The sequence below is a fragment of the Pedobacter sp. WC2423 genome, assembly GCF_040822065.1.
GTDB lineage: Bacteria > Bacteroidota > Bacteroidia > Sphingobacteriales > Sphingobacteriaceae > Pedobacter.
The window spans coordinates 1703679-1723884 of the sequence record NZ_CP162005.1 but is presented as its reverse complement, the minus strand read 5'-3'; the positions used below and the strand labels follow the sequence as shown (position 1 = coordinate 1723884).

Sequence of the window (20206 nt, the reverse complement as noted above, 5' to 3'; positions counted from 1 at the left end):
TTATTGATGACCTGATGAAAAAAATAGAAGTCAGCAATGAGATTGAGGAAGATGGCTTAATGACGAGTGTCTTTAAGCTGATAGTATAAAAATGAAGAAGCCGTAAACTTTAGGAATACGGCTTTTTTTTATTTGATTACAAAGTCTCCAATGTAGTTTTGATAGTTTTCTCTAAAGCCTTTACGATTGAATCTTTATAGGCGATAAAGTTATGCTGACGTGCTTCATCTGAATCACTTTCCTTAACTGCTTTTCTACTTTCTTTTACTTCTTGTAATTCATTTTTGTATAAATCACCGAATGTATCAGGTTCTTTGTTTTTTAATATCCTGACAGTATGTGAATATTTTTCATGGCTGTCAACGAGATTAGCTAAACTTTTCTCCTCATAAGTAGTTAAACCAACGATTCTTGTTAATAGCTTCTCAAGCTTTCCTCTTTCTTTTGCGTAACCCATAATTGTGGCAAATATACCAGAATTATACTATTTTATAATAGTTACTTTATTATTTTACAGCTAAGTGGGTTCATTCTGAAAATTCCAACTCCTGTTCGGTTGTGTACATAGATTGTCCGATAATGAACGTAGTCATTATAAATATAGCTTTGAATAAGCTTTCAGCGCATTTTATTTGATATTTTTGCTCTGGCACACAATTGGACTTCATCCGGAAAAATCAACGCTATGTTTTTCATCAACTTCAAAATTGCCTTACGTAACATTCAAAAGAACAAGGGTTTCTCCTTAATGAACATTGGCGGACTGGCCATTGGTATGGCTTGCTGTTTACTACTGCTACTTTATGTAAGCTATGAATGGGGTTATGATAAACAGTTTGAAGCGATTGACCGTATTTATATTACCCGGGTAAATATAAATATTAATGAAGGACTGGCTACTTCTGTTGCCTCACCAGACAAACTTGCTGGTGGTGCCTTAGAGACTTTACCTGGAGTAGAAGTGGTAAGCCGGATGAATCTTGGAGGTGACTACAATAAGCTTTTTAGTCATGATCGGGAAAATTATAAGCTGGACGCACGTTCTGTAGACCCCTCTTTTCTGAAGATCTTTGAGCAAAAGTTCATTTATGGTAATGCTGCTACTGCATTTCATACGCCAGAATCCGTAGTCATTACTGCCTCAACTGCACGCAAATTATTTGGCAAAAATAATCCAGTTGGGCAAACCATTAAATATGATAACAGAAAACTGCTGAATGTATCGGCAGTAATTGAGGATTTGCCAGAAAATCAAAGCTTTCAATATGATGCGTTATTAAGCTGGGATTTTTTCGAACAGGAGCACCCTGACAATAAGAATAATAGCTGGGGGTCTATTACTTGTGCCACGCTGATTAAATTAAAAGATAAAAATCAATTTGAGGCGGCAGATGCAGGAATGAGAAAATTGATCAGGGCAAATGATCCGAAAACGCAATTGGAAGCTTTTCTATTTCCATTCGCTAAATATCATCTTTATAATGAATTTACAAATGGTAAAGCTTCCGGAGGCAGAATAGACCAGGTAAAATTATTCTCTTTTCTGGCTTTTTGTGTATTGTTGATTGCAAGTATCAATTATATGAACTTGTCAACTGCCCGGTCGGAGAAAAGGGCGAGAGAAGTAGGTGTCCGAAAAGCATTGGGTTCTACCAGGAGCAGTTTGATGGGACAGTTTTTTATTGAATCTATGCTGTTTTCACTAATTGCTGCAATAGTTGCTTTTGGTGTGCTGGAATTGTGCTTACCCTATTTTAATAACCTGCTTGGCATTTCCATGAAGATTAGCTATGGTGCTTATCCTTTCTGGCTTACTTTAGGTATATTAGTTTTGATAACTGGTCTGCTTGCCGGAAGTTATCCAGCATTTTATTTGTCTTCATTCACACCCATAAAAGTTTTAAAAGGCTTAACAGGCGTTGGAAAATCTTCTTTACCAATTCGCAAGATTCTGGTAGTGCTTCAGTTCAGTCTTTCAATTTGTATGATTATCTGCGCTATCATTATCTATTCTCAAATTCAGTTTATGCGAAATAAACCGCTTGGGTTTTCTCAAAATAACCTGGTTGAGCTTAATTTAGAGGGCGAGTGGAGAAAACCGGAAAAACTACAATTGTTTAAAGCTGAATTGAAAAAATCGGGTGCTGTCATTGCTGCAACGGAATTTGCACAATCTTTCACGAGTGATGGTTCTATTACGGGTAACTTCAGCTGGCCTGGAAAGGCTGCGAATGATCAGTCCATAATAAGTTACAGAAGTGTTGGCTATAATTTTAGTACAACTATAGGGGCAAAGATAACCGAGGGAAGAGATTTCTCTTCTGAATTTGTAGCTGACACATCGACTTCCGTTTTAGTCAATGAGGCATTAGTAGAAAAAATGGGTATCAAATCTCCAGTAGGAAAAATAGTCCATTGGGGAGATAATCCACCTTTAACTATTGTTGGAGTTGTTAAAAATTATTCCAATGAAACGATAGGAGGAAAGGCTGTTCCTACCTTCTTTTACTACAATGTGAAGAAAAGTAATACTTTAATCCTGAGCATTAATCCAACGATGAATTTAAGTGCTGCTGTAGGTACTATTAAACAGATCAGTCAACGGCTTAATCCTGCTTATCCGTCAGCACTGACGTTTATTGCTCAGGATTTGAAAAATAAGTTGAAAAGTGAACAGCTTTTGAGTGTATTGTCAAATTTATTTGGTGGATTTGCTATTTTTATTTCCTGCCTGGGTTTATTAGGGCTGGCTTTATACATGGCTGAACAGCGCAAAAAAGAGATCAGCATCAGAAAGGTTCTGGGTGCTGATCTGAAAAGTATCCTGATTTTATTAAATAAAGATTTTATCAAATTGGTTATTATCTCGAACATCATTGCTTTTCCGGTCGCTTTTATTTTTGCGAACAATTGGCTGAAAAACTATGATTACAAGATTTCAATAGTTGCATGGCCTTTTATTATTGCTGCAATATTATCGCTGGGTATCGCTTTGCTGACGGTAAGTTTGCAAAGTTTTAAAGTTGCAAAGGCAAATGCGGTTGACGCATTGAAATATGAGTAACTATTATGCATTATCTATTGTATTATAAGACGAAATAGTATTTTTCTTCAATTTTGTTCAGCAGTCTATCGCAGCAAATATTTTTCCGTTCCTGGTAATTTAACTGCCGGATTGAGGAGTATTCCTGTGGTAGAAATAACTTATTTTCATCAATAATCAAGATGAGTTTATTACGCGCAAACTCGTCAGCAACTCCCTGGATTGTTTCTTCGCTTGTAATCAGGAAATATTCCCTGGCAAAGTCCTCTTCTAAAAAATATGCTATAAGTTTAGTGAGGAATGGATTAGCGCCGAAACCTAAGTATATGACTGCAAAGGCGCGAATCCCCTTTCTTTTATTTTGAAGTATTTTAATATACTGGTCATTAAATATTGATCTGTAATACAGGAATTCTTCAAAAAATGGACTACCTGATTTAAAATCCTGCTCCACAGTACCGATAGAAATCTGATACTTGTTTCTAAAATAGTTGTTGAGCCAGGCACACATGGCAGGGCCGTAATCCGGGTCGCCAAAATATCCGCTGGTTTGAAAGCCGGCATAAAATTCGGGATGAAAACCTGTGAAATTTGCTTCTATGATATAGTACTCATTGGCATTGGTTATGCCAATGTCCCAGCCAATTAAAGTGCCTTGTAAAATAGTGGCCGGCAGGGTAGCTAAAATTTTTTGTACAAACATTTCTGCGGCAGAATTTTTAGTAGTATCGTGGCCAGCCATGATAAAGGTCAGCCCATCTATCAAATCACTGCCAAAGGTATGAACCCTGAATTCTTCGTTAAGATCCAGCCTTTTTTGTAATATCCATTGTTCTGGCTGCTCTTCTTTTTCCTGGCTTTCATTTTTCTGATTTCCCTTTTCCTGATGAAGATTTATAATGTCTTCCAGCTCGGCTGTTCTGTCAAAATTATCTGACTGGCCGGTACGATGCCCTAAAGTAGATTTGACAAAAAAACCATTTTCACATAATTCCCTGATTTTTTGATGCCCGTCTTTTTCTGCCAATAGTTCTGAAAGACCAAATGTTTGAGCTACAGAGCCTGGTAAATAGTGATTGAAGATTTGATATTGTCTGTATTTATTATCCAGTCTCCACCTGAATACATGATGTTCATTTACATTCAGCTTGTTAAGAAGGGCCCTGACAAACACTGCGCCGAGATTACCGGATAGTTTATCAAATAAAACAGGATCACGCCAAAGTTCAAAAGTCTCGTTTACTGATCTCTTTTCAATAACCTGGGCACTGGAATTTTCAATATCAGATATTATGCTTTCTAAAGCATGAGTATATAGCTCCATAAAATTCTTGTAATTTCATGAAGCTACAAACAATAAAGGAGTTGAATAGAGGTCAAAGGTTACAAAATGGGGAGGTTAAAATTCCAGGTTGAGCGTGTCAAAAATTTCTCCCCTGGTGAGCTTGTCATTGATTTTGGCGATCACTTCAACTTTAGCTTTCAGGCATAAGGCCTGATCTGATAAGCGAAAAATATCTTCAAAAAATACCAGTTTTACGCCTTGTCTTTCCATTCTTAATCTGACCTGAAAGGTATCGCCGGAGGTGAGTGACCTTTTAAAGTCCATCTCTATTCTGGATACCATTAGCAGAATGCCTTTTGTGGTTAGTTCCTTAAAGGAAACCATTTTTGATTGCAGATATTCATGGCGAGCATGTTCCAGATATCCTTGATAAACTGCATTATTTACGATGCCTTGTATATCGCATTCGTAATCTCTTACCTTAAGCTGAATTTCAAATATATAGTCTTGCATAGTAGGTTGTAAATATAAAGTAATTGAATTATTAAAACGTTTTGGTGAAAAATTAAGTCGGATAAGGATATTTTTTTTGACTTAATTGCTTGATTTATAGATATTTTTATTGAAATTAACTGGCTGAATGCAATCGTAGTTTTTAGTGTTATGGAATAAGAAAATTATATCCTATGGAGTTATTACGAGCAATTCCAGTGCAGCAGGTGATGAGCTATCCGCAGCAATTGCATGCAATTGTTAACCTGATTATGCAAAAGAAATTTCAACTCAGTGAGATTGGTGATTATGTACTGGGAAATGTTTTTCTGGGCAATCTGAAAAGTAAAGACCTGGAAGTTCACAAGTTTTGGCTTACTTATTTTGAATTCTTTTTCCCTCCGGAAGAGAAGATCGTTATTCAGCCGGAATTATATAACGAGATTCAAAAAAGAGATTACCGGAAGATTCATTTCTTCTTTCAGCGCAGCAGGCCCAGGAAAGAATCAGATTGCAGATGGTATTTTTCTACTTCAAGATTATGTACAACTGAACAAGAGAACAGTTCCTCCATACTTTTTCATTATGCATTTGAACTGAAGGTGCCGGAAAGTACGGCCGAAGAGAACTATAACAAAGCATACCATGCCCGTTTTATGCTGTTAAGTAAAAGAGAAAGAGAGATTATCAAATTGATTGTGGAAGGGAAGAGCAGTTGTGAGATTTCTTCTATGTTATATATATCTATGCATACGGTCAATAACCATCGCAAAAATATTATCAGGAAGCTGGAAATAAATAATCTATGCCAGCTGACCAGGTTTGCGATCGCTTTTCAAATAGTTTGAGAGTTGTTTCAGCGCCAGCATAAATGACTAGTGGTAGCTATTGCGGTTAGCTTAAAACTTCCGGAGCTTTAATCCTATGATCGATAAGGCGCTCCTGTTATTAAAATCTGAATTGACTGCTTTCCTGATTTCCAAAGGAGATAACGCGGCCAGTGTGATTGTTGATAATATCGGACTTTCGGAAACTTCTAACGGGACAGGTTTGATTGACAGCATTATAATCAGCCTGGTCAACATTGAAGAAGAAAGTACACTTAAAAATCAGTCTCCTTTAAAGCGGTTTGGTATGAGCAATGCCATTTATGAAAATGCACCGGTTTACTTAAATCTTTATGTATTGCTAACCTGTAATTATTTTGGTGATGGGTATATACTTGCACTAAGAAGGTTGTCTTTAGTCATTCAATTCCTTCAGGCCAAAAACTCCTTCTCTTCTGCGAGTACAGTGGGCGGCTCAACTGATCCTAATGGTATTCAGGATCTGAGGTTTACAATGGAGCTATATACGCTCACTTTTGAGCAGATTAATCATTTATGGGGATCTCTTGGCGGCAGACAAGTTCCTTTTGCAATGTATAAACTCAGATTGGTAGCGATCTCTGAACATGCGATTGTCAGGGAAGTTCCGCTGATCGAAGAAATAGAAACAAATATTTCCACGCTATCCGGACCACACTGATGAATATCGTCTATAAAATATTGTTTGAAGTCAAACTGCTCCACGAATTTTATCTGACGGATAAGACCGGGGGGAATATATTTGATTTCGCCGCACAGGGTGACCGCCTGAATTTTTTAAGTGCAAGACTGAAAGCCGATGAGGAGAATATAGAAGAAGAACTTGTATTCGAAATACCTGTAAAAGCCAAAGCGCTATTTGCTGATTATCACCTGAAGCTGATTCCTGCTTATGCCGGTTTTAAAGTTGCAGTAAAGGTTATTCCAAAGAAAATATTGGGGACAACTGTTTATGAACCAATGGTCAGCTTACCCGATGATCTGGATATCCCGGTATTAATCAAAAGGAAGAGTCAGCGCTTTGATAATTTTACTAACCTTAAAATGGAAAGTGTGTTACCTGCTGCCTACTGTTTTTCTAATCATGATGTTCTTAGTGGAAGCCGCGTATTTCCTTATTTGTCGGCAGAAATACCTGAATTTGATGCAGCAGCGTCGTATGATCAGGGGGAGCTGGTCAAGTTTGGCGTGAATAATTACAGGGAGTTCTACCGCGATGATGCAGATGCGGTGCAATGGATTTCTTTGCCATCGGGAGCTTTTGTGAATGAAAGTGACCGTTTAATCTTACCGCTGAATTTTTGTTATACTTTTCCGGCTGGATCTGGGGTAACTGAAGCTGATTTTTTACTCAGGGATAAGGACGGAAATGTAATTGCTGAAATGCAGTTTAAAAATGAGCAGCAACTGCGCAAGGTTGCAATTGCCATTGATCCGCGGAAAGTTTCCTTTCTTCCTTTACCAACAGTAACTGACCGGTTATTGTACACCTTGGAGGTTACAGGGGATGGTGGATATCATCAAATCCATACCATTCTTTTTTATGGGGATGAACAGGAGATCAGAGAGAGTCACGGGCTGCTGTTGATACGCGTAAAAACAACCGTTCCAGCATATGATCTGCTGGATTCTAATGGACGTCTGATTACCCGGAAGCTGGCTGATTATACGGTTAATCCGGCCCCTCCGGTATTTGAACTGAATTTTAAAAGTAAGCCTTCATTCTGGCGCTACCTGAATAGCAGAAGAAAAGATTTGAAGAGTGGTTTACATCCTGATTTTCTGTTTTTCAAAAATGGGGCCCTGATTTCAAAACTACCCAGGGCAGCAACTTATACTTCTACCTTATTTCGCAAGCCGGATAACAGTTTATATTATTTGCCGAACCCAGAACCCTATCAAACTGTAGTACTTGAAAATAATAAGCTGTATAGTGATATTATCGTGCAGGAATCAACACTGTTTCCATTAGCACCCTAACCAGAAATGTATTTAAAATTAATTAACTAAATAACATTTGTTATGCAAGATTATAAAAGCCCGGGAGTTTATATCGAAGAAATTCCGCATCTCCCACCATCTATTGCCTCTGTAGAAACAGCAATTCCAGCGTTTATTGGGTATACCGAGAAAGCGCAGTGGAAAGAAGCAGATGATTTGAGAGATACGCCCTGGAGAATTGAATCTCTGTTACAGTATGAACAGTTTTTTGGGTATCCTGAACCTGAAAAAGAAAGTCTGAGTGTTGTATTTGATACAACGACCGGAAAAAATGAAGTTAACGGTAAGGTCGATGAAACCAAAAGATCTAAGTTTTTGATGTATTATTCCTTGCAGCTGTTTTTTGCCAATGGCGGCGGGGCCTGCTGGATTACTTCGATAGGGGGATATAGTGCGGCAGGTGTGAAGGCGGCCGATCTTTCCAGAGGTTTAACACAGGTTGCGAGAATTAATGAAGTTACCCTGCTGGTTTTTCCTGATGCTACTAATCTCGATAATATGACAGATTATTATACTATACACACGGAGGCCATTCAGCAATGTGTTGATTTGCAGGATCGGTTTACAGTATTGGATGTTTACCATACAGCCGCGAATGGGGATCAATGGCAAAAAGACATAGACGATTTGCGTAATACTTTGAGTGGTACGACTGATTTTCTGAAATATGCAGCTGTGTATTTCCCGAAAATCTATTCAGGTGTAGACTATAATTACAAAGTAACAGGCAATCAGCTGGCTGATAATGATGACCTGGTAAAAATAGTAGGGATAGCAGGTAAAGAGAAACTTTCTGATTTGCTGGCCGATAAAAATGCACAATATTTCCAGGCCAAAAGTGCGGTATCCAACATCCAGATGCTGCTGCCGGTCTCGGTAGCCATGGTGGGGGTATATGCGCAGGTTGATAATGCCAGGGGAGTCTGGAAAGCTCCGGCCAATATCAATATTGCCAATGCAATCCGGCCGCAGTATTTGATTACGCATCAGGAGCAAATGGGACTCAATGTAGACGCACAGGCAGGAAAATCTGTGAATGTGATCCGTTCTTTTGCAGGACGCGGGCCTGCGATTATCTGGGGAGCAAGAACATTGGCAGGAAATGATAATGAGTGGCGTTATGTGCCGGTGAGAAGATATTTTAACATGGTAGAAGAGTCTATCAAAAATGCAACTGAGCAGTTTGTATTTGAACCCAATGACCGGAATACCTGGGTAAGGGTAAAATCTATGGTGGAGAACTATCTGACCCAGCAGTGGAAGGGAGGGGCATTAATGGGGGCATCTACCAAGGAAGCATTTTTTGTCCATATCGGATTGGGTGAAACGATGACCGAACTGGATATCTGGGAAGGAAGACTGATTGTGGAAATTGGAATGGCGGCGGTCCGTCCGGCAGAGTTTATCATTTTGAGGTTTATGCATAAAATGCTGGGTGAATCTTAAATGTCAAATTATTATTTATTGAAATTTAAAAATCTATCGTTATGTCTATAGAAATCTCAAATCCAAGAGAACCCCAGAATGGGAACTGCAATGATGCCGCGGCAGAGACAGCAACACAGAAGGCTATACATCAGCTCAAAGAAAATTACTGTAAAAAATTGAAGGTTAAAGTGGCAGAGCTGAATGAAAGCGAGGTTACTTATGACGGGGCAGTAATGGTCTATGAGAAAAAGAAGTGTGCTTTTGTGAAAACCGAAAAGAACTACTTGCTGGTCAGAAATCTGGAACTCAGAATTGGCGTGGAGGTGATCCAGGCTTCAGAGGAGATCAAAAAAAATGTGACTGCTTATCAAACTCAGAATGATGCTTTGATCGCTGCGCTGAAAGCAGTTGTAAAAACGGCCCAGGATACAAAGGCGAAGTTTGGAGAGCTGAGAGAAGCTGCGGATAAATTGGGAAGCTGCAAAACGGATAGTGCTTATGCTGTACAACTCAAAATATTAGGTTGTAATGCAGGAAATGATTGTAATGACCAGGTCAGGCAGGAGCAGATGGAGCGGAAGCCGGATTCTTGCCGGAATGTTTGCAAGATACTGGATGAGCTGATCTCTATACCCGGAAGCCTGAGCCAGGACATCGATATTATTGGAAATGCGGCAGCTGAAATTGTAGGTATCCAGTCTTTCTCTAATATCGGAACCCTGACCAGATTTCAGCAGGATTTTGCAGGCAATGCGAAGGCTTTCGACGATCTGATACAATTACAACTGACCAGCGGAGGAATAAGCCTTAAAAAGGCACAGGATGATTTGACACAGTCCATCAAAAATGTGACCCAGGCAGGTTATACCTTATATAATAAGCGCGATGAAGTACAAACGGAAGATAAAACAAAGGATTATCTGTGCTGCCATAAATGTAAATGTATAGCCGGATGTGGCTGTGAAGATGAAAATGGAGATGAGGATAACAGGCTGAAAAAATGTAAATGTGATATCTGTGATATCTGTAAAGAGGTGACGGAAATTTATTCTTGTGATACCCCTTCAGCTCACACTTCTATTGATTAACCTTTAAAACCAAGACCATGTTATTCTACGATAAAATAGGCAACATCAACAGGGATATATTTGATTGTTGCGATAAAAATCCGGGCACAGCAACTCCTGGTGGTGATTGCTGTTATGAAACCTGGGTAAAAGATCTGGATCAGGTGACCGCCGACTGGAAACAGGCCAATGCTGATGCCAGCAATAAAGAAACGGCTTATCATCTTTACCTGGAGGAACTCAGCAGGCTTAATACCTGGTTTAATGACTGGGAGATGGCTGATGAAAAAGCAGATGCTTTATGCCGGCAGCTGGAATTATTTGTCCTGCATCTCGGGAAAATTTGCATGGTGACCAAAAAGACTGATGAGGCTATAGAAATCCTGTTTTGCATGACAGAAGATTTATATATCCGGGTAGATAAGCTGAAAGCTGATTATGACAAGTTAATACAGTGTATCCAGTGTTTGAAAAGACCTGAACTGGGCGCTGGTGTGGGCATCATGAAGTTTATTGAAAGTTATGGCTTGAAGCTGGATGCGGTGATACAAACCAGGGATATACTGATTGCCCAGATCGTAACTGCACTGGAACTCGCTTATGGCATGCATATTAACCTTTGCGAGGAATATGGGTTGAAAGAAGTGATCCATTACTGGAAGAAAAGATTCAATTGCGGTGGTTCTTGCGGTTGTCATTCCGATCAGCAAACAGCACAGGTGACCGCGGTTCAGGGCGGGTATGGTAAAGAACACTGTCACCTGGAGCCACATATCACCATGCCAATTCAGGAAGATCCTTATTTCACTGGCCTGGAGACGGATTACAAAAATGTGAAAGATCAGGTGAACCAGCTTAAAAAAGAGCTGGATGCGGCAAAAGAGAAGCGGGATGCTTTACTGGCTTGCAAACAAAGCCTGGAGAAAGCCATTGAACAGGTAAATCCGGCAAATAAAACTAATTAAATACCCGAAAAATAAAACCTACCATTATGGCAACGGATCCTAAAAAGAACTATCCTCTTCCTAAGTTTCATTTTCAACTGGATTGGGGAGGAACCAGAATCGGGTTTACGGAAGTAAGTGGACTTGATTTTGAAACTGAGGTGATTGAGTACCGGGAGGGCAGTAGCCCGACCTATAATAAAACAAAACAACCAGGCCTTACAAAATATACCAATGTAGTCTTGAAACGGGGGACTTTCCTGGGGGACTTTGAATATTTTGAGCAATGGAAAAAAACAATGATGTTCCAGGAAGGGAAAGAAAAATTCAGAAGGGATGTGACGATCCGCTTACTGGATGAGGAACATCAGCCAATTATTTCCTGGACTTTATCAAGGGCATGGCCATCAAAGGTGCAATCAACCAATTTAAAGGCTGATGCCAATGAGGTGGCTATTGAAACCATTGAACTGGTGCATGAGGGATTGTCTATCGTAGAAGCAAAGAAATAAGGGTTTATGGCTGATCAGTTTTTTCAAACGGTTAATTTCCACTTTGCAGTCAATTTTACACTGCAGGGAGCGCAGGCTGTTGATGTGAAGTTTCAGTCGGTTAGTGGACTGGATTCGACTATCGACATTGAGACGATCAAAGAGGGTGGAGAAAACAGGTTTGAACATGTGATCCCTACCAGAAGAAAATACGGGCCTCTGATTTTGAAGCGCGGATTGATCTCACCAGGCTCATCCGGGATTACAGACTGGCTGAAAAGAGCTTTTGATGACCAGGTTTATGAAACACTGGAAACAGTGGTCATCAAGCTGCTGGATGAGGAACATCAGCCTTTAATGCATTGGAAGATTAACAATGTCTGGCCACGCAGCTGGAAACTCGGGGAGCTGAATGCCACCAAAGGAGAAATCCTGATTGAAACGCTTGAACTGAATTATAACCGGTTAATTTTTGAAAAATCATAATTATGCCAATTGAAATCAGAGAACTGGTCATTAAAGCAACGGTGGTTCAGGACGTGAATAGTAATTCCGGACAGGATAATGGGGTGCCGCCTGCCGAAGAGCTGGTTAAAATATGTATAGAGAAAGTACTGGAAATCTTAAAAGAGAAAAATGAGCGCTGATTACATGTCCGGAAAACTGGAGAAGTTACTGATCTATTCTTTTACTGACCGTCAATTCCAGGTGAAGGATGCGGAGCAAAAGAATAAGCCTGCTTTTGTGGCGCCTATCAATCCAGAATCTTTTACTAAAAATTTTAAGATTGAGCATGACGTCCAGCGTCCGCATGGAACGGGCGCACCTGAAGTAAAATTCAAATCAACTGCACCCGAAGAGCTTAAGCTGGAATTTATGCTGGATGGTACCGGAACTATGGAAGGATACTGGAAAGAATATAAGGAAAAACCGGTTTATGAGCAATTGAAAATTTTCATGAACTGCGCTTATAATTACCAGGGAGATATTCACCGGCCAAACTTTCTGCTGATTATCTGGGGTTCAGAAATCAAATTCCGGTGTGTGCTGACGAATCTGGATGTAAACTATACGCTGTTTAAACCAGATGGGACGCCGCTGCGAGCCAGGTTAACTGCGACATTCCTTGATTATCAATCCAGAGAGCAACGCATTGCGGAGGATAAACCTTCTTCCCCGGATCTGACACATTACCGGAAGATAAAGCAAGGAGACCGGCTGGATCTGCTTACTTATGGGATTTATAACGATCCCAAATACCTGATGCAGGTGGGCAGGGCGAATGGACTCAGCTCCATCAAAAAAATACAACCTGGAAACGAGCTTTACTTTCCACCTTTTGATAAAAACGAAATCTGATGGAAGAACTTATCATACCCAATCCTTCGAAGCATGATGTGGCAAGTTTTAATGTCCTTCTGGCTGGTGTTGCAATGGATGCTTCTTATGAAATATTAAGCATTTCGATCGAAAAGGAAGTTAACCGTATCCCTGCAGCAAAGATTTTACTCAAAGACGGAGATGCAGCTCTTGCCAGTTTTGAAATCAGTAACAAAGAAGATTTTGTACCCGGAAAAGAGGTAATTATCAAAATCGGTTTTGACAGCAATAACAGCCAGGCTTTTAAAGGGATCATTACCAGACATACGGTTAAAGTTAAAGAGAATGGAAATACACAATTGCTGATAGAATGCCGTGATCTGGCCATGTGTATGACGATTGGCCGCCATAGCCGTTACTTTTTGGCGGTCAGGGACAGTGAGGTTTTCGATACGCTGATCGGAGGCTATAAAGGATTAACGGCAGAGGTAACTGCAACGACGCTGAAACATAAAGAACTGGTACAGCACCACCTGAGCAATTGGGATTTTATGTTGTTAAGAGCGGAGGCCAATGGATTAATGGTTGTTGTGGATGATGGAGTAATCCGGATTAATAAGCCTGATACCAGTATTAACCCGGTTTTGCAGGTGAGTTATGGCTCATCAGTCATTGAGTTTGAGGCAGAGATGGATGCACGTAGCCAGTGGGCAAGCGTGGAAGCCATTTCATGGGATTATAAAAACCAGAATTTGTTTAAAGCAGAATCGCCGGAGGCCAAGTCTTTTGCACAACAGGGAAATGTACCGGGCAGCAAACTCGCGGAGGCAGCAAAACTGGATAAGTTTGAACTTAACCATAGTGGCCATCTGCCCGAGCAGGAATTGCAGGATTGGGCAGATGGAGCGATGTTACGCAGCCGGCTGGCAAAAATAAGAGGAAGGGTAAGGATTACTGGTTTTGCCGGAATAAAGCCAGGAGATATGCTTAAAATCACTGGCATTGGTGACCGGTTTAATGGAAATGCTTACGTCACTGCAGTTAAACAGGATATTGGCCATGGTACGTGGTACACCCATATTCAGTTTGGTTTGGATCCGGAACGTTATATGGCTGCACAAAGGGAGGTAAATGAGCTTCCGGCAGCGGGCTTAATTGGTTCCATCAAAGGGCTTCAGATTGCTAAAGTCTTGCAGCTTGAAAATGATCCGGATGGAGAGGACAGGATCCTTGTCAAAATTCCGGTCATAGATAATACCTCGAATGGGACATGGGTGAGGATTGCCTGCCTGGATGGGGGAGCTGACCGGGGTTCTTTTTTCCGGCCGGAGATTGATGATGAAGTGATTGTCGGTTTTATCAATGATGATCCGCGGCATGCGGTTATGTTAGGCATGTTAAACAGCAGCGCAAAGAAAGCACCACTTTCAGCAAAAGATGTGAACCATGAAAAGGGGTTCTTTACCCGAAGCAAGATGCGGATCCATTTTAATGATGACACTAAAACAATTACGATTGATACCCCTGCCGGAAACAGTTTACAGCTGGATGAGCGGGGAACAAAAATTGAAATTAAAGATCAGAATAACAATAAAGTAACCATGAACAGTACGGGAATATCTTTAGAAAGCCCAAAGAATATTGAGATCAAGGCCGGGCTTAATCTAAGTCTTGCTGCCGGAGCAAGTTTGTCGGTTGGCGGTGCTTCGCTCTCGGTCAAGGCAGATACGAGTTTAGGGCTGGAAGGGGCAGCAACCAAGCTTTCTTCCTCGGGCATTACGGAAATAAGTGGGTCACTAGTCAAAATAAATTAATGTGATGCCTTCAGCAGCAAGAATAACTGATATGCATGTTTGCCCCATGGTTACCGGGGTGGTGCCGCATGTTGGAGGGCCGGTTACCGGACATGGTGTACCAACGGTTTTAATCGGAAGCCTGCCTGCTGCGGTTGTAGGGGATCTTTTAGTCTGTATTGGCCCGCCAGATACGATTGTAAAGGGCTCTTCAACAGTATTGATCGGCGGGAAACCTGCAGCCAGACAAGGTGATCTGACTGCACATGGTGGCGTAATTGTGGCAGGTCTGCCAACCGTACAGATTGGTGGTTAGTGGAACAAATTAATAGTTGTTAAAATTTATTGATATGGATAATTCTTCTAATTCATTTCTTGGAACAGGGTGGTCATTTCCACCAGAGTTTAATCCTGATTCCCGTTCAGTAGAACTGGTTAGCGCAGAGCAGGATATTGAACAAAGCTTAAATATCCTGCTTTCTACAGCTTTGGGAGAACGGGTAATGCAGCCGCAATATGGATGTGATTTGGCAGATTATGTTTTCGAGACGCTGAATAACTCTGTGATCGGGTATCTCAAAGACCGGGTAACGAATGCAATTCTGTTTTATGAACCCAGGATCAAGACAGAGAAAATAGAAGTTACTGCAAGCGAGTCCTTCGATTTGATTGAGGGCAGGTTTACCATCAGCATTGAATACTCAATACCAGGCACTAATTCGAGGTTTAATTATGTCTATGATTACTATAAAAATGAAGCGTTAAAACCAATTTAAAATCTGACCGCTTAATTCAATGATACTATGGAATGTAAAACGCTGATACATCCTTTCCAGAATGATCCAGGTGTAAGCCAGCATCAGCGGGTGATGGACGATTTGGGGGCTGGTGCTGCAAAAATTGATGGCAGAAGTTTAGCTGATTTACTGGATTATTTTGTACTGTTGTCCAGAAATATTAATTACTATGATAAGGACCTGAACGTTACAGACTGGCAGCCTTTTTTTCAGCAGAGCTTACCTTTTACATTAACATCCATCTTAAAATACGACAAGAATAAAATCACTGACCGACTGGATTTTTATCATACTTTATTTGATCAGAAGCCAGGCAAAGCGAGTCTTCAGTTGCTATTGCGATATAGTTATTACAGGCTGATCAGACCTTTGAATACCTGGAGCAGCCAGCTTAAAAATAGCGGTTTGCCAGTAGAGCCATTGCTGGATAAACTAATCAAAGATAAGCTGACGACACCACTTAAGCTATTTATTGTTTGTTTAAATGCCAGCGTTAAATGGTTTCATGTTAAGCCAATAGACTTTAATGAGCTGCTGAGCAATGAGGTTTGGAACCTGGAGCTTACTGATACTTATGCTAATTTTGATACGGCTTCTTTTATGGCGAAGGGCAGTACTAAAAGGAAACGTTTAATTGCGCTCCGGGATGAACTGGCTCAGTTGTTTACGCCTTTTCTGGAAGCCATACAGGTATTAGAAGGTACGGCAGAGCTGAGCATGGAACAAAGTCTTTTTTCCTTGAATGAGGAACTGAAAGAAAAGCATACACCACATCTCGCGTTACTCTTCGCTTTCCTTAAACTATTCCGGCATTTGCAGGATGATTTAAATACATTCAGTAAAAAGCATCTTGATTTTTTTTATAAAGAAGTACTCCGCCTTAAATCTAAAGAAGCTGTCCCGGATAAAGTGCACCTGGTTTTTGAAATTCAGAGTCAGCTGGATCAATATCTGCTGAAAGAAGGGCTGGTGATTAAGGATGGTAAAGACAGCAATAAGGTGGAAATCCTGTTTGCACTGGATGATGAGATTGTCGTAAACAAAACGCAGGTTGCAGAAAAACGTACACTTTTCATCAATAACCAGGTTCACGGAATAAATACTTATGCAGCAGGTGTATACATAGCACCCGATGCCGGTAGAGCGGATGGGCTGGGCAAAGAGTTTCAGGAGGGGGTTACGGTAAGCTGGCCTGCAATGGGTGCGGTTCTCAGTAAATACACAGATCCGGAAAATAAATTTATCAAGCCTTATCCCAATGCCCGGTTAGGCTTTGCGCTCGCTTCACCGGTATTATTGCTCAATGAAGGAACAAGGCAAGTGGATATTACGCTTTCCTGCACTTTAATTGATGATTATTGCAATTCATTATCAGCTGCGGCTGCGTATCCGGATTTTTATGGGGCCCGTGATTTATATGAAGGTGTAAAAACAGTACTGGGGCAGACCTATTATTATATCAACCGCGATCTGGTGGCGATGGCTTCAAAAAAAGGGATTCGTAAAGACCTGAAAGAAACGCTGGACAAGATACTGATTAAAGAGACGTGGGAATCGGCAGAAAAGCTATGTTATGGCCCTGTTCAAACATTGTTATTTGAAAAAACGCTGACGTTGGCTGAATATAACAATGCAGTTGCTGATCCGGAAGACAGAAAAATCCTGGCTGATATTTTTAAACCAGTTAAAGCATTAAACCTGCTTTTTAGTGGAGAGAAGCGGTGGATTGCTCCGGCAGAAGTACCCACTATCACCATGGGTAGTTTAGCTGCAAATGGTGATTTTACCCTGCAGATCAGCGCATTGCTGTCGCCGGAACACGATGCGGTTACTTTTTATAATGCTGAGGCATTGAAAGAAGAGCTGGATACGACAATGCCATTGGTGAAAATCGAACTGGATGGTCGCATTCAGTGGAAACAGGATATTTCGGCAGGTAATTTTGAAGATTGCTGTGAAAGGCAGTCCAAAGATGCGTATCAACTGGTTTCTCTCTATCATTTCTTTAGAAATGTAAAGATTTCTGCAGATAACCAAACGCGGATCGATGTTTCAGTCTGCGGACTTAAGAATTTTATTGTACAGAATGATGAAAGTTTACAAAATGTAAATGGGCCTGTTTATCCTTTTGGGACCAGACCTTCGATCATTGATTTTGATGTGGTTGATCCGGCAAATCCACCATTGGCACATCCAAACCTGGTTGGCCCTAATTTTTATATCGGATCGGCTGAGGTTTTTCGCAAAAAGTGGACAGAAGTTAACTTGAATCTGAACTGGAAGGGGAAACCTTCCAATTTCAATGAGTATTACAAGGGATATGTAGTCAGGAAAAATTACCATGATTGTGCAACGCCGCCAAATATTAAAGAGGTTTATGGATTAAATGATTGTGATTTTGAAATTAACCTGGCGGTACTGGAAAAAGGTGCCTGGGCGAAAGAGAAGTTAAACCCGCCTTTTACCAATACGGTGGTAAATCCGGTTACTACTGATAACAACAGGCGGCTTTTCTTTTCCAATGCAAAAGCTTCATTTTGTGCTTCCAATACTGTTTTTGAGCAAACCATAAAAATAATCCATGATGATTTGATTCCTGGAAATGGGCCTCAGTTTGATTTAACACAACAATTTAACTTGGGTAAAGAGCCTTTGGGAGCTTATCAGGCTGATTCTTCAGATGGATTTTTAAGGATTACCCTTCAGGGACAGGATTTTATGCACAAGGATTATTCTTATGTGCTTGCACGACAAATGATGGCATTTGGCCGGTATCCGGATTTGATTAATGGAGCCGTTTACGTGCAGGAAGGGATTCCAATGGTTTTTGATATGTCCATATTCTTTGGAAATATAGGGCCTAAGGTGATTGAAGTAGCTTCCAATGTGCTGAACTCTGCTCTCAACGGGATTTTGACGGAACTGATTACGATCATTGGAAATAAAATAGGCAGTTCTGCTAATCCAGTGCTTCTGAATGGCCTGATCTCCCAGTGTAAAAATCTGTTAAATGATGTAGTCGCTATTGCAGTAATTGATATCCCCACGTTATTTGGAGCTGGTCTTGATGTCGGTACTTTGGCTGCGGGTAAACGGAATCAGATTAACAATAAGGTTAAAGATTTCATCACTGATCTTTTTAATCTTTTAAATGCCAATTTAACTGGTATTGAAGATGATTTGAAAACTGTTATCAGGAATAAATTTGATGCTATTCTGGATACTATAGATACGGGAGGCATTTTTACAGGATTATTCGGAGAAAAGCAGGTCGTGATTCCCAATGAACCCTGGACACCAATTCTGAAGAATATAGGAATTGATTATAAAGCTGCAGCCCAGGTTAAAGATATAGCGATGATTCATCTCTATCCTTATCAGAACACCAGTAAAGTTGAGGACCTGGAGCAGCATCCCGCACTCTTTCCGACTTTTTGTGACGAAGGAACTTTGTTTATCGGGTTAAAAGATTTACAGCCTGGCAGTCAGCTGAATATACTGTTTCAGCTGGCCGAAGCTACGGCCGATTCTGAATCCGGAAGAGTGAAAGTACAATGGTATTATCTGGAAAATAATAGCTGGAAAGTATTGCGCGAAGGTTTTGAAGTATTGGAAGACCATACAGATGAGCTGACCACTTCGGGTATTGTGAAGTTTGCCTTGCCCGCTAATATGACCAGTGAAAATACAATCCTGCCTAAAGGTTTACATTGGATCAAGGCAGCGGTTGCTGAACGTAGTTTGTCTCTGAGTGAAATCATGGGCATCTATACGCAGGCTGTCCAGGCAACTTTTACCAATGAGGTATTGAATGATCAATTGCGCCTGGCAAAGCCGCTGACTTCAGGATCGCTGGCTAAACTCAATGAAGCTGATTCATCGGTTAAAAAAGTAAGCCAACCCTTTGATTCTTTTGGTGGAAAGGTTCCGGAAGCGGAGGGGCATTTTTATGTCCGGATCAGTGAACTGTTGCGGCATAAGGGAAGAGTAATACAGAAATTCGATTACGAAAGGATGGCTTTAGAAGCTTTTCCTCAGTTGTTTAAGGTGAAGTGTATAAACCATAGCTTTGGATTGAATGCGTATCGTTATTTAAATGATATGCCCATAGCGCCGGGTTATGTGTTGCTTGCGGTGATCCCGGATCTGAATCAACTGAAGGCTGCGCAGCAATTTGAACCGCGGGTTCCGGTGAGTTTACTGGATGAAATACAGGCTTATTTGCAACAAAGAAGTTCTCCATTTGTAAGGCTGCGGGTAATGAACCCAAGGTATGAAAAGGTGAATTTCTGTTTAAAAGTAAAGCTGTATCCGGGGAAAGATGAAAGTTTTTATAAGGATAAGCTTAGGCGGGATCTGCAGGAGTTTCTGGCACCATGGGCAATCGGATTATATGATAAGCTGACTTTTGGACAGCCGATCAATCAATCGGATATCATAGGCTTTTTAGAAACGCGGGATTATCTGGATTATATCCTGGAGCTTAAAATGCAGCATGAAGAGGGCCAGACCTGGGTTTCTGTAGAAAACCAGGTCTGGCCAATCAGTCCGCGCTCGATCCTGATTGCTGGAGACATTGATATCTCTATTCAACAACAGGATTGTGAAAGCTGGGTAGACATCCCGGCCAATAGTAAATATTGTAACGAGAGAATGAGTTTTCGCAAGAAAGCATAATT

At 40.7% G+C, this 20206-nt stretch carries 18 protein-coding genes; 15 read left to right on the top strand and 3 right to left on the bottom strand.

What is annotated here, in order from left to right; all coding sequences use genetic code 11:
- Nucleotides 1-136: 136 nt before the first annotated feature.
- Entirely contained in the window at nt 137-457 is a 321-nt protein-coding gene (locus tag AB3G38_RS06820; RefSeq protein ID WP_367867744.1) for a hypothetical protein, read from the bottom strand.
- A 228-nt stretch (nt 458-685) separates the two neighbouring features.
- Between AB3G38_RS06820 and AB3G38_RS06815 the strand changes: the two genes are divergently transcribed.
- The gene (locus tag AB3G38_RS06815; protein WP_367867743.1) at nt 686-3064 is read left to right on the top strand and encodes an ABC transporter permease; all 2379 of its coding nucleotides are present in this window, start codon (nt 686-688) and stop codon (nt 3062-3064) included.
- A 22-nt stretch (nt 3065-3086) separates the two neighbouring features.
- Here AB3G38_RS06815 and AB3G38_RS06810 read toward each other — a convergent pair whose 3' ends face one another.
- Nucleotides 3087-4367: a hypothetical protein gene (locus AB3G38_RS06810; RefSeq protein ID WP_367867742.1), complete on the bottom strand. Its 1281-nt coding sequence runs from the start codon at nt 4365-4367 to the stop codon at nt 3087-3089.
- A gap of 75 nt (nt 4368-4442) precedes the next feature.
- Nucleotides 4443-4841 carry an acyl-CoA thioesterase gene (locus tag AB3G38_RS06805; RefSeq protein ID WP_367867741.1) on the bottom strand — a complete coding sequence of 133 codons (399 nt, stop codon included), beginning with the start codon at nt 4839-4841 and terminating at the stop codon, nt 4443-4445.
- A gap of 173 nt (nt 4842-5014) precedes the next feature.
- On the opposite strand from AB3G38_RS06805, the gene AB3G38_RS06800 reads away from it, so the two are divergent.
- The 14 genes from AB3G38_RS06800 to AB3G38_RS06735 all read left to right on the top strand — a co-directional run bounded on the left by AB3G38_RS06800 (nt 5015) and on the right by AB3G38_RS06735 (nt 20204).
- Nucleotides 5015-5668 (top strand): response regulator transcription factor, encoded by a 654-nt coding sequence (locus AB3G38_RS06800; RefSeq protein ID WP_367867740.1) that lies wholly within the window; start codon nt 5015-5017, stop codon nt 5666-5668.
- 76 nt (nt 5669-5744) lie between these two features.
- Nucleotides 5745-6347 (top strand): DUF4255 domain-containing protein, encoded by a 603-nt coding sequence (locus AB3G38_RS06795; protein WP_367867739.1) that lies wholly within the window; start codon nt 5745-5747, stop codon nt 6345-6347.
- A complete protein-coding gene (locus AB3G38_RS06790) occupies nt 6347-7666 on the top strand; it encodes a hypothetical protein (protein ID WP_367867738.1) in 1320 nt (439 codons plus the stop codon). Before AB3G38_RS06795 ends, AB3G38_RS06790 begins: the two co-directional genes overlap by 1 nt.
- A 42-nt stretch (nt 7667-7708) precedes the next feature.
- Nucleotides 7709-9133 (top strand): phage tail sheath family protein, encoded by a 1425-nt coding sequence (locus AB3G38_RS06785; protein ID WP_367867737.1) that lies wholly within the window; start codon nt 7709-7711, stop codon nt 9131-9133.
- Nucleotides 9134-9174: 41 nt separating this feature from the next.
- The gene (locus tag AB3G38_RS06780; protein ID WP_367867736.1) at nt 9175-10203 is read left to right on the top strand and encodes a hypothetical protein; all 1029 of its coding nucleotides are present in this window, start codon (nt 9175-9177) and stop codon (nt 10201-10203) included.
- Between the two features lie 17 nt (nt 10204-10220).
- Entirely contained in the window at nt 10221-11147 is a 927-nt protein-coding gene (locus AB3G38_RS06775; protein WP_367867735.1) for a hypothetical protein, read from the top strand.
- 26 nt (nt 11148-11173) lie between these two features.
- On the top strand, nt 11174-11638 hold the full coding sequence (locus AB3G38_RS06770; protein WP_367867734.1) for a phage tail protein: 465 nt from the start codon (nt 11174-11176) through the stop codon (nt 11636-11638).
- 6 nt (nt 11639-11644) lie between these two features.
- Nucleotides 11645-12103: a phage tail protein gene (locus AB3G38_RS06765; RefSeq protein ID WP_367867733.1), complete on the top strand. Its 459-nt coding sequence runs from the start codon at nt 11645-11647 to the stop codon at nt 12101-12103.
- A gap of 2 nt (nt 12104-12105) precedes the next feature.
- Nucleotides 12106-12264 carry a DUF5908 family protein gene (locus AB3G38_RS06760; RefSeq protein ID WP_367867732.1) on the top strand — a complete coding sequence of 53 codons (159 nt, stop codon included), beginning with the start codon at nt 12106-12108 and terminating at the stop codon, nt 12262-12264.
- Entirely contained in the window at nt 12254-12976 is a 723-nt protein-coding gene (locus AB3G38_RS06755; protein WP_367867731.1) for a LysM peptidoglycan-binding domain-containing protein, read from the top strand. The genes AB3G38_RS06760 and AB3G38_RS06755 overlap by 11 nt, the downstream gene beginning before the upstream one ends.
- The gene (vgrG, locus tag AB3G38_RS06750) at nt 12976-14751 is read left to right on the top strand and encodes a type VI secretion system tip protein VgrG (protein ID WP_367867730.1); all 1776 of its coding nucleotides are present in this window, start codon (nt 12976-12978) and stop codon (nt 14749-14751) included. The genes AB3G38_RS06755 and vgrG overlap by 1 nt, the downstream gene beginning before the upstream one ends.
- Nucleotides 14752-14755: 4 nt before the next feature.
- On the top strand, nt 14756-15046 hold the full coding sequence (locus AB3G38_RS06745) for a PAAR domain-containing protein (RefSeq protein WP_367867729.1): 291 nt from the start codon (nt 14756-14758) through the stop codon (nt 15044-15046).
- Nucleotides 15047-15080: 34 nt separating this feature from the next.
- Complete coding sequence (locus AB3G38_RS06740) at nt 15081-15506, top strand: GPW/gp25 family protein (protein WP_367867728.1); 426 nt, start codon at nt 15081-15083, stop codon at nt 15504-15506.
- Between the two features lie 27 nt (nt 15507-15533).
- The gene (locus AB3G38_RS06735) at nt 15534-20204 is read left to right on the top strand and encodes a hypothetical protein (RefSeq protein WP_367867727.1); all 4671 of its coding nucleotides are present in this window, start codon (nt 15534-15536) and stop codon (nt 20202-20204) included.
- The last annotated feature ends 2 nt before the right edge of the window (nt 20205-20206 follow it).

What these genes read in the sequence shown, in the direction of transcription:
- AB3G38_RS06765 (WP_367867733.1), top strand. Translation starts at nt 11,645, where the DNA reads ATGGCTGATCAGTTTTTTCAAACGGTTAATTTCCACTTTGCAGTCAAT.
- AB3G38_RS06795 (WP_367867739.1), top strand. Translation starts at nt 5,745, where the DNA reads ATGATCGATAAGGCGCTCCTGTTATTAAAATCTGAATTGACTGCTTTC.
- AB3G38_RS06740 (WP_367867728.1), top strand. Translation starts at nt 15,081, where the DNA reads ATGGATAATTCTTCTAATTCATTTCTTGGAACAGGGTGGTCATTTCCA.
- AB3G38_RS06755 (WP_367867731.1), top strand. Translation starts at nt 12,254, where the DNA reads ATGAGCGCTGATTACATGTCCGGAAAACTGGAGAAGTTACTGATCTAT.
- AB3G38_RS06735 (WP_367867727.1), top strand. Translation starts at nt 15,534, where the DNA reads ATGGAATGTAAAACGCTGATACATCCTTTCCAGAATGATCCAGGTGTA.
- AB3G38_RS06810 (WP_367867742.1), bottom strand. Translation starts at nt 4,367, where the DNA reads ATGGAGCTATATACTCATGCTTTAGAAAGCATAATATCTGATATTGAA.
- AB3G38_RS06800 (WP_367867740.1), top strand. Translation starts at nt 5,015, where the DNA reads ATGGAGTTATTACGAGCAATTCCAGTGCAGCAGGTGATGAGCTATCCG.
- vgrG (WP_367867730.1), top strand. Translation starts at nt 12,976, where the DNA reads ATGGAAGAACTTATCATACCCAATCCTTCGAAGCATGATGTGGCAAGT.
- AB3G38_RS06745 (WP_367867729.1), top strand. Translation starts at nt 14,756, where the DNA reads ATGCCTTCAGCAGCAAGAATAACTGATATGCATGTTTGCCCCATGGTT.
- AB3G38_RS06785 (WP_367867737.1), top strand. Translation starts at nt 7,709, where the DNA reads ATGCAAGATTATAAAAGCCCGGGAGTTTATATCGAAGAAATTCCGCAT.
- AB3G38_RS06775 (WP_367867735.1), top strand. Translation starts at nt 10,221, where the DNA reads ATGTTATTCTACGATAAAATAGGCAACATCAACAGGGATATATTTGAT.
- AB3G38_RS06770 (WP_367867734.1), top strand. Translation starts at nt 11,174, where the DNA reads ATGGCAACGGATCCTAAAAAGAACTATCCTCTTCCTAAGTTTCATTTT.
- AB3G38_RS06760 (WP_367867732.1), top strand. Translation starts at nt 12,106, where the DNA reads ATGCCAATTGAAATCAGAGAACTGGTCATTAAAGCAACGGTGGTTCAG.
- AB3G38_RS06780 (WP_367867736.1), top strand. Translation starts at nt 9,175, where the DNA reads ATGTCTATAGAAATCTCAAATCCAAGAGAACCCCAGAATGGGAACTGC.
- AB3G38_RS06790 (WP_367867738.1), top strand. Translation starts at nt 6,347, where the DNA reads ATGAATATCGTCTATAAAATATTGTTTGAAGTCAAACTGCTCCACGAA.
- AB3G38_RS06815 (WP_367867743.1), top strand. Translation starts at nt 686, where the DNA reads ATGTTTTTCATCAACTTCAAAATTGCCTTACGTAACATTCAAAAGAAC.
- AB3G38_RS06820 (WP_367867744.1), bottom strand. Translation starts at nt 457, where the DNA reads ATGGGTTACGCAAAAGAAAGAGGAAAGCTTGAGAAGCTATTAACAAGA.
- AB3G38_RS06805 (WP_367867741.1), bottom strand. Translation starts at nt 4,841, where the DNA reads ATGCAAGACTATATATTTGAAATTCAGCTTAAGGTAAGAGATTACGAA.